Source organism: Azospirillum sp. B506 (assembly GCF_000333595.1).
Lineage (GTDB): Bacteria > Pseudomonadota > Alphaproteobacteria > Azospirillales > Azospirillaceae > Azospirillum.
Genome location: NZ_BADK01000491.1, coordinates 20,114 through 28,034 on the forward strand (window position 1 = coordinate 20,114; position 7,921 = coordinate 28,034).

Here is a 7,921-nt window from a genome sequence, read left to right on the forward strand (position 1 = left end):
CAAGCGTTAATTTGCTTAGTCAATGTCACGATTGACAGTGAAATTTGTTGGGATTATGGTTCTCCAGAAAATCTACCATTGGCAAAATTGACCGTTTTGTTTTTGTGCCTATTCTGCGGCATCTTGCAGAAAAAGAGAGCTCTCTCTGAGAAATGTAAGGTTGGATCGTTAATATGGAGGAGCTTGTGATGGAACCCGTCCAGAAGGTTTTGCTGATCAACCCGCCTGGCAAATGCTTTGTCCGGAAAGTGGACGGTTCGATCGTTGAACGGAAACATTGCCAGCCTCCATTGGGACTTGCCTATCTTGGTGCCGCCTGCCTGAGAGCGGGCTATGAGGTGTCGATCGCCGACATGCTGGCCGAAGGTTATGATACCGAGAGGCTGAGTGAACATTTCATCGTCTATGGTCTTGGAACCGCAGAACTGATTGAACGCATCCGGGCCGCCGAGCCGGATCTGATCGGGATGAGCATCCTGTTCTCCCATCTTGCCAGCGAATGCTATGCGATTTTGCGTGAGGTTCGTCGGAATTTTCCCGATACTCCAATTGTCCTTGGAGGACATCATCCGTCCTCGATGCCGGACAAGGTGATGGAAAATCCGGACATCGATTTTGTGATGATTGGTGAATGCGACGAGACCTTCCCGCAGCTTCTGGATGCGTTGAACGGACGCGGCGAGCTTGCAGGGGTTCGGGGCCTCTATTTCCGCGAAGATGGGAAAGTTATCAATACCATGGCTGGTATTCGGCCAGCCAAGAAAGGTAACGAATACAAATACTATTTCCGCAAAGACGGGCCGAACCCAGGTGATCTGGCCGAGATTTCTTACCCGGCATGGCATCTGCTGGATATGAGCCGTTATTGGAAATCTGAAGTACGGATGGGGGGCGGTAACGTCATGCGTGAACGTTACATGCCTGTCGTGTCGTCGCGAGGCTGTCCTCATACGTGTTACTTCTGCACATCCCCTTTGATGGGTGGCTACAAGGGCTATCGCAAACGGACTGTGGAAGATGTGTGTTCCGAGATTCGATGGCTGAAAGAGAAATATGACATACAGGAGATTCAATTCCTGGATGATAACTTTTTTATCAGCGTTCCAAGGGTGAAGGAGCTTCTGCGCGCTTTCAGTGTGGAGTTCCCCGATATCGTGTTCAGCGTGCCGGCGGGTACGGAAGCCAATGCCTTGGATGATGAAGTGATCGAGTTGATGGCGCAGGCCAACTTCTACAGAGTCATTCTGGCATTGGAAGCCGGTGATCAATCGATCCAGGACACATTGATTGACAAGCGGGTCGATCTTGAGCGTGTGCCGGGCATCGTGAAGAAATGCAAGGAGGTCGGCTTGGAGGTTCGTGGTTACTTCATGATGGGGTTCCCTAACGAGACCAAGACGCAAATTTTGCATACGGCGGAATTTGCCAAAAGCCTTGACCTTGATGACTTCGCATTGTCCGTGGTTTCTCCTCTACCTGGAACACCGCTCTATGATCAATGCGTATCGGAAAAGCTGTTGATCGACGACTTCGATGTTAACGACATTCGCTATTCGGTCTCGCATATTCGGTTGCCTGACATCAGCCCTGATGAACTTGAAAATATCCGGCGTAGCTATTGGGCAGAACACAAGCAGCGTAAGATTGATGAGATGGCTGGACGAGCCGATACTTATAAGCGCTTCAGCACAGTGGAAGAATTCAGCAGTGCCGGCTTCAAAACTAAATTAGCTAGAACCTGATTCTCCCTTGTTCCAGTCGCTTCATCTAAACCCGCTGCGATATCAATCTCTGAATCGATCCGTGCTCATAGAATAGCACGACAGGAGAAGAAAATGTCTACGACTAAGGATGTTTGGGATCAGGTTGCTGCAATGAACATCGATTTCCAAATTCCACTTGGGCCGATATATACAGAAATTGCACTAACCGATGCCAAGCGGCTTTCATTTATTACATCTCGTTACAAATTCTGCTGCAAAATGTTGAGTAACTCCACAAGAATCGTGGAAGTCGGGTGTGGTGAATGCCTCGGAACGATGATGCTTCTTGCCGACACCGAGGCTGACATCCTCGCCTATGATTTTGATGAGAGCCAAATCAAATATGCTCACAACGTAATTCAGCCGGCTTTGGCTCGGATTCGACCGGGTAGAGAAAAGCGGGTGACATTCGAATGCCGTGATTTCTTGACCAGCGATCTGCAGGGCGTCGCCGATGGGTTGCTCTCCATCGACGTGATCGAGCATATCGAACCGCATTTGACCGACAAGTTCCTGGATAATTGCCGGAATGCACTGACCGATAAAGGCGTGGCAATCATCGGCACCCCAAGTGAATATGCAAAAGCTTATGCTTCAGAGCGCAGCAATATGGGGCATATCAACCTCTTCACGCCGGATCGTTTCAAGGAAACTCTGCGCGGCCACTTTTCTCAGGTTTTTCTCTTTTCAATGAATGACGAAATGCTGCATACGGGTTTCGACAAGTTGGCCCACTATCTGATGGCGCTGTGCGTCAAGTGATCAATGACAGTCATGGCGGAGGAAAAGTGATGAGCGATCAGTTCAACATGGATGGGCATAAACTGCATTGGCACCTTGACCGGGTCGTTCAATGGCAGAAGGGTGAACGGATCGCTCCGCTGCACATCGATATGGGTATCAGCAAAGGGTGCAACATGGCCTGCACCTATTGCTATGGCGTGATCCAGGGCCGGACCGGCTACGGAACTAATCTGAAGGGCGTCTTCAACATGCCGAAGGAGGCGATCCTTCGCACGTTTCAGAACGCCAAGGATATTGGTGTGCGCTCGATCGCCTTGATCGGCGAGGGCGAGAACACCCTGAATCCAGCCCTCTACGATGCAGTGGATTATGCCCGTTCCATCGGGCTTGATCTCAGCCTTGCGACTAATGGGCTAAGGATTGATCGGAGCCGGATCGATACATTGCTTCGCGGTCTGACGTGGTTGAGGATCAACATCTCTGCGGCCACCCCAGAGTCCTTCCGGCTGATTCACCAGATCGATGGGTTGGACCGGGTGATTGCCAATACCCGTGCATTGGTTGAAGCGCGCAAAGCGGGCGGATACGACTGCACAATCGGTTTGCAAATGGTGATGACCAAACAAAACTTTGATCAGGTCGTCCCTCTTGCCAAGCTTGGAGCAGAGTTGGGTGTTGATTATTTCGTGATTAAGCCTTGCTCTGACACAAGCGACAAGTTGCTCGATTCGCCGACCGATGAGTATGTCGAGCAACGTAGCATTTTTGAAGAAGCAAAGACTTACAGCAACAAATCATACACTGTGATTCCGAAGTTCGCGAAGCTGATGAACGGGGGCATGAAAGATTACCCGGTCTGTTTCGGAACTAAGTTCCTCATGGCAATCAGCGCCGACGGAAGCGTCTTTCCTTGCGGCCATTGGTTTGATGTCCGGCGCGATGAGTTCCTGATGGGGAATGTCATCGAGACGCCGTTTGCGGATATCGTTTCAAGCGAAAGATATTGGGAAGTACAGGAAAAAATTGAAACGATTGATGTCAATAAGGACTGTGAGAGCAACTGTCGTCAGCACTATATAAATCAGTATCTTAGCCACTTGAACAATCCGCCACGGCACATTAATTTCATTTAAGTAGTCGCAGAAGGGCATTCCCCCTTCTCTTTTCATGGCTAAAAACTGAAAGTTTCCTGAAGCGGCAAGTTAGTCATGGAAATTATTGTCATGTTGTTAGAGCGAATTGATACGATGACGACCCTTCTGCCTTCTTGGATCGGCGGCAAGCTGATGCTGCTGAAGGATAATTCAGAGGGGTCGCCAATGTGAGGAATCTTGGCCGAAGGCGTTTTCCTACTCCACGAGAGTGTTGCAAATGGAAAGGTCGCATGGTCCATCGGTCGTTCGTTGGAGTAGGGATGTGAAGGTCCTCTTGGATATGGCACTGTGCTTGGTCGGGTTGAAAAAGCCGCGAAACGGCGGCGTTGCTAGCTTTTCCGAAAACGGCTGTGGTACTAGGCCGTCTTCACACAGGAAGGCTGCTCAGAGTATTCATGAGAGGTTTCCATGTCAAAGACAGTGATCCGCTATCTTTATGATGAGAAGGAACTGCCACGGAACAGGATGATTTATTTGATTGATACGCGCTCTTCTACGCGTATCAAAATCCTTCCTCCGTGCGAGAATCCATCGCTTTTTCCGAAGAATACGATGGATAGCCTTTCCTTCGAGGATTTCCTCGCATCGGCTCCCCGGGATGCCGTAGTTGTCTTCACTGGATTGGCTAAGTCCTCACTGGAATTTGAACTGGTCGATCAAGGCTTCACGAATCTGTTCAATGCAGCGCTCCTTCCAGGGCGAAATTATCTTGCCTTCGTGATCGAAGTCACGACGCTGTGCAACCTGAAGTGCGAGGGCTGTTCCCGGTCTGTTGGAATACGTAACGATCAATGGCTTGATAAGCACATGTCATTCGATACGTACAGCCGAATGCTTGATCATCTTCCGGATGGTAGCGGCCTTATCCTGCACGGCGTTGGTGAGCCCAGCCTGCTGCCGGATTATGACAAGTTCATCGACCATGCTCGGCAAAGAGGTCGTTTTGGAACGATCTGGACTACGACGAATGGCCTCACACGCGGAGTTGATTATTTTAAGAATTTGGTCAAGCTTGGCTTGAGTGGCCTCACGTTGTCTATGGATACTCTGTCTCAGAGCTTGGCTGACAAGTTGAGAAAAGGAACAAATATTGAAAAATTGAAAAATTTTACAGTACTTCTGCATGAATCTGGCATAGATAATGTTATTAATATAACGGTTAGCAAATCAAATTTGTACGATTTGGAAAATACTCTGTCATGGCTTGATGGTGTGGGAAAATTCAGGGTGAATTTTTCTCCTTTCCAAGAATTTGACACTAAAGATGGACAGCTTGATAAAGATGGAATGAGTATATTCAATATTCTTGCTCATGAAAATTTCAGAAAATTTGAAAATCTTAAGTATTCATTCTCAAATACTTTAGGACCACCGCCAGATGAAGAGATTTGCACAGCTCCATGGCGCGTGATGGGGATAAATTTCGACGGCTATCTTACGCCATGTTGCGTCAGCTGGACCCCAGACCTTATGGGATACTCTGACCTCAAGATAAATCATTTCTCCGATATCTGGAGAAGCGAGACGATGCAAAAATACTTGCGGGATTATATGGAAGAGGAGCCGGAGTACTGCAGCGGGTGCCAGGCCAATTGGCGGGAAGTGAAACGCCAACGTGCCAACGGCGAGGCTCCTCGTCCTTTCACGTCTATCGTGTCTACGCTTCGCCGTTGGTAAAAGGTGCGATTTCCTGAGAAAATGGGAAATGGAGAGAGTACTCTCTCTGTTCTCTATCGGGTGCCGTGCTCCTGAGTTGGTGTGGCAAGGTGTGAAGTGGACCCTGTTTTCCGGACAGTTTGGCGGCTAGTGCACTGACGCAGACATAGGATTCACAGCGGGCTGCTGGTGTGCGATTCTGTCGGCATGGCCCAGACCGTCAACGTCATCGTTGGAGCAGAGGATCGCGCGCGTTTGGCCGCGCTCCTCGGCGACCGCAACCTCCCGCACAAGCATGTCCAGCGGGTGAACATCATCGTGCTCTCGGCCGAGCGGCTGCCGGTGCAGGAGGTGGCGCGCCGGGCCGGTGTCAGCCGCCCGGCGGTCTGGCGTTGGCAGGTGCGCTACGCCGAACAAGGCGTGGATGCGCTGCGGGAGTGTCCGGAATTTCGTGCTCGGCGGGGTTATCCTGAAGCGAAAGGAGCCCCTGCATGGCACGACGCAAAGAGCCCGTTATCCCGGATGCCATCCTCGACCAGCTGCTGGCTGGTGCTGACGCCAAGGCGGCGTTTGATCCGAACGGCCTGCTCGACCAGTTGAAGAAGGCGCTGACGGAGCGGGCGCTGAAGGCGGAGTTGGATCATCATCTGGCCGGCGATGAGAGCGGGAACCGCCGCAACGGCTACGGTCGCAAGACGGTGCTGACCGAGGGCGGATCGATGGACCTGTCGATTCCTCGCGACCGGACGGGAACGTTCGACCCGGCGCTGATCGCCAAGTACCAACGGCGCTTCCCCGGCTTCGACGAGAAGATCATCTCGCTGTACGCGCGGGGCATGTCGACGCGGGAGATCACTGGGCACCTGCGGGAGCTCTATGGCATCGAGGTGTCGGCCGACCTGATCTCCACGGTGACGGACGCGGTGATCGAGGAGGTGACGACCTGGCAGAACCGGCCCCTGGAGGCGATCTACCCGTTGGTGTTCCTGGATGCCATCCGGGTCAAGATCCGGGACGAAGGCTTGGTGCGCAACAAGGCCATCCATGTGGCCATCGGCGTGCGGGCCGACGGTGCCAAGGAGGTGCTCGGCCTGTGGATCGAACAGAACGAGGGCGCCAAGTTCTGGCTGCGGGTCCTGAACGAGCTGAAGAACCGGGGCGTCGAGGACATCCTGCTGGCCGAGGTCGATGGGCTAAAGGGCTTTCCCGAGGCGATCGCCGCCGCCTATCCCGAGACGATCGTCCAGACCTGCATCGTCCACCTGCTGCGCCACAGCATGGAGTTCGCATCCTGGAAGGACCGCAAGGCCATCGCCGCCGCACTGAAGGCGGTCTATGACGCCGTCGACGACAAGGCCGCCGAGGCGGCCCTGACCGCCTTCGAGGACGGTCCCTGGGGCACAAAGTACGCGGCCATCGGCAAGGCGTGGCGGCGGGCCTGGCAGGAGGTCATTCCCTTCTTCGCCTTCCCCCGCGAGGTCCGGCGCATCCTCTACACCACCAACGCCATCGAAGCGTTGAACTCCAAGCTGCGCCGGGCGGTGCGCGCCAGGGGGCATTTCCCCAATGACAAGGCCGCCCTGAAGCTCCTGTTTCTCGTCTTGAACCGAGCCGAGAAAGACTGGAAGATGCCGCCGCGCGAATGGACGGCCGCCAAGGCGCAGATGGCCGTCATCTTCGGCGAGCGGTTCGCAAAGGCGATGAACGCCTGATACTCAACCCGCCCCGCCGAGCACGAAATTTCGGACACTCCCTGCGCTGCTGCGCGACAAGACGCGCAAACCCGGCCGGGCACCGCTGCCGACCGCCACCGTGGCCAAGGTGCTGGCGCTGACCTGTTCGGAACCACCGGGCGCCGTGACACACTGGACCGGCCGAGCGGTGGCCAAGGCCGTCGGCATCAGCCTGCGCGCCGTGCAGCGCATCTGGGAAGCCAACCGGCTCCAACCGCATCGGCTGCGCACCTTCAAGCGGTCCAACGATCCGGCTTTCGCCGCCAAGGTGGAGGACATCGTCGGCCTCTATATGGACCGTACGCCTCCGGTGAGTGCCGCCTTGGCAAAATAGGGTCCGACGTCTGAGTTTTGCGTGGCGCGTCATTGCGCGGACGCAAACGAGTTGCAAACGTCATGGCTTATCAGCGGGTCGAGGTTCTGACGGGGACGGAGCGGCGGCGAAATTACACGCCGGCGGAGAAGGTCCGAATGGTCGAGGAGGCGTTCTGCCCCGGCGTGGTGGTGACGGAAGCTGCCCGCCGGCTGGGCGTGCACGAAAGTCTGCTATACCGCTGGCGAGGGCTGATGAAGGCGAGCGGGACCGCCGTGGCCGAACCGTCCAGCTTCGTCGCAGTGACCATCACCCCGGAGCCGACCGTAATCGACCCGCCGGCGGTGGAGCCCCCTGAACCATTGCCGCCTCCAGCGGGTCCGACCACGAGCCCGGCGATCCTCGAGGTCATCCTGCCCAGCGGGGCACGCCTGCGTCTGGAAGGGCCGGTCGATCCGGCTCTGGCGGCGGCCGTCGTCGGTGCCCTGGCATGATCCCGGTGCCGAGTGGCGTGCGGGTGTGGCTGGCCAGCGGACACACTGACATGCGCAAAGGCTG

Annotated in this window: 6 protein-coding genes and 2 pseudogenes; all 8 read left to right on the plus strand. The window is 54.5% G+C overall.

Going from position 1 to position 7,921, the window contains the following annotated elements:
* The first annotated feature begins 188 nt into the window (after positions 1-188).
* The 8 genes and pseudogenes from I71_RS14780 to I71_RS14810 all read left to right on the plus strand — a co-directional run bounded on the left by I71_RS14780 (position 189) and on the right by I71_RS14810 (position 7,857).
* The gene (locus I71_RS14780; protein WP_159107386.1) at positions 189-1,742 is read left to right on the plus strand and encodes a B12-binding domain-containing radical SAM protein; all 1,554 of its coding nucleotides are present in this window, start codon (positions 189-191) and stop codon (positions 1,740-1,742) included.
* A gap of 132 nt (positions 1,743-1,874) precedes the next feature.
* Positions 1,875-2,525, plus strand: coding sequence for a cyclopropane-fatty-acyl-phospholipid synthase family protein (locus I71_RS14785; protein WP_211098387.1), 651 nt, complete (start codon positions 1,875-1,877; stop codon positions 2,523-2,525).
* Between the two features lie 29 nt (positions 2,526-2,554).
* Positions 2,555-3,640 (plus strand): radical SAM protein, encoded by a 1,086-nt coding sequence (locus I71_RS14790; RefSeq protein ID WP_042695613.1) that lies wholly within the window; start codon positions 2,555-2,557, stop codon positions 3,638-3,640.
* A 429-nt stretch (positions 3,641-4,069) separates the two neighbouring features.
* Complete coding sequence (locus I71_RS35990; protein ID WP_083897177.1) at positions 4,070-5,338, plus strand: radical SAM protein; 1,269 nt, start codon at positions 4,070-4,072, stop codon at positions 5,336-5,338.
* 186 nt (positions 5,339-5,524) lie between these two features.
* A pseudogene (locus I71_RS41015) lies at positions 5,525-5,749 on the plus strand (helix-turn-helix domain-containing protein); the annotation flags it as partial.
* A 59-nt stretch (positions 5,750-5,808) separates the two neighbouring features.
* Positions 5,809-7,029 carry an IS256 family transposase gene (locus I71_RS14800; protein ID WP_042695615.1) on the plus strand — a complete coding sequence of 407 codons (1,221 nt, stop codon included), beginning with the start codon at positions 5,809-5,811 and terminating at the stop codon, positions 7,027-7,029.
* Between the two features lie 46 nt (positions 7,030-7,075).
* Positions 7,076-7,375 (plus strand): annotated as a pseudogene (locus I71_RS14805) (IS630 family transposase); the annotation flags it as partial.
* A gap of 71 nt (positions 7,376-7,446) precedes the next feature.
* The gene (locus tag I71_RS14810) at positions 7,447-7,857 is read left to right on the plus strand and encodes a transposase (RefSeq protein WP_042695617.1); all 411 of its coding nucleotides are present in this window, start codon (positions 7,447-7,449) and stop codon (positions 7,855-7,857) included.
* The last annotated feature ends 64 nt before the right edge of the window (positions 7,858-7,921 follow it).

What these genes read in the sequence shown, in the direction of transcription:
- I71_RS14800 (WP_042695615.1), top strand. Translation starts at nt 5,809, where the DNA reads ATGGCACGACGCAAAGAGCCCGTTATCCCGGATGCCATCCTCGACCAG.
- I71_RS14810 (WP_042695617.1), top strand. Translation starts at nt 7,447, where the DNA reads ATGGCTTATCAGCGGGTCGAGGTTCTGACGGGGACGGAGCGGCGGCGA.
- I71_RS14780 (WP_159107386.1), top strand. Translation starts at nt 189, where the DNA reads ATGGAACCCGTCCAGAAGGTTTTGCTGATCAACCCGCCTGGCAAATGC.
- I71_RS14790 (WP_042695613.1), top strand. Translation starts at nt 2,555, where the DNA reads ATGAGCGATCAGTTCAACATGGATGGGCATAAACTGCATTGGCACCTT.
- I71_RS35990 (WP_083897177.1), top strand. Translation starts at nt 4,070, where the DNA reads ATGTCAAAGACAGTGATCCGCTATCTTTATGATGAGAAGGAACTGCCA.
- I71_RS14785 (WP_211098387.1), top strand. Translation starts at nt 1,875, where the DNA reads ATGAACATCGATTTCCAAATTCCACTTGGGCCGATATATACAGAAATT.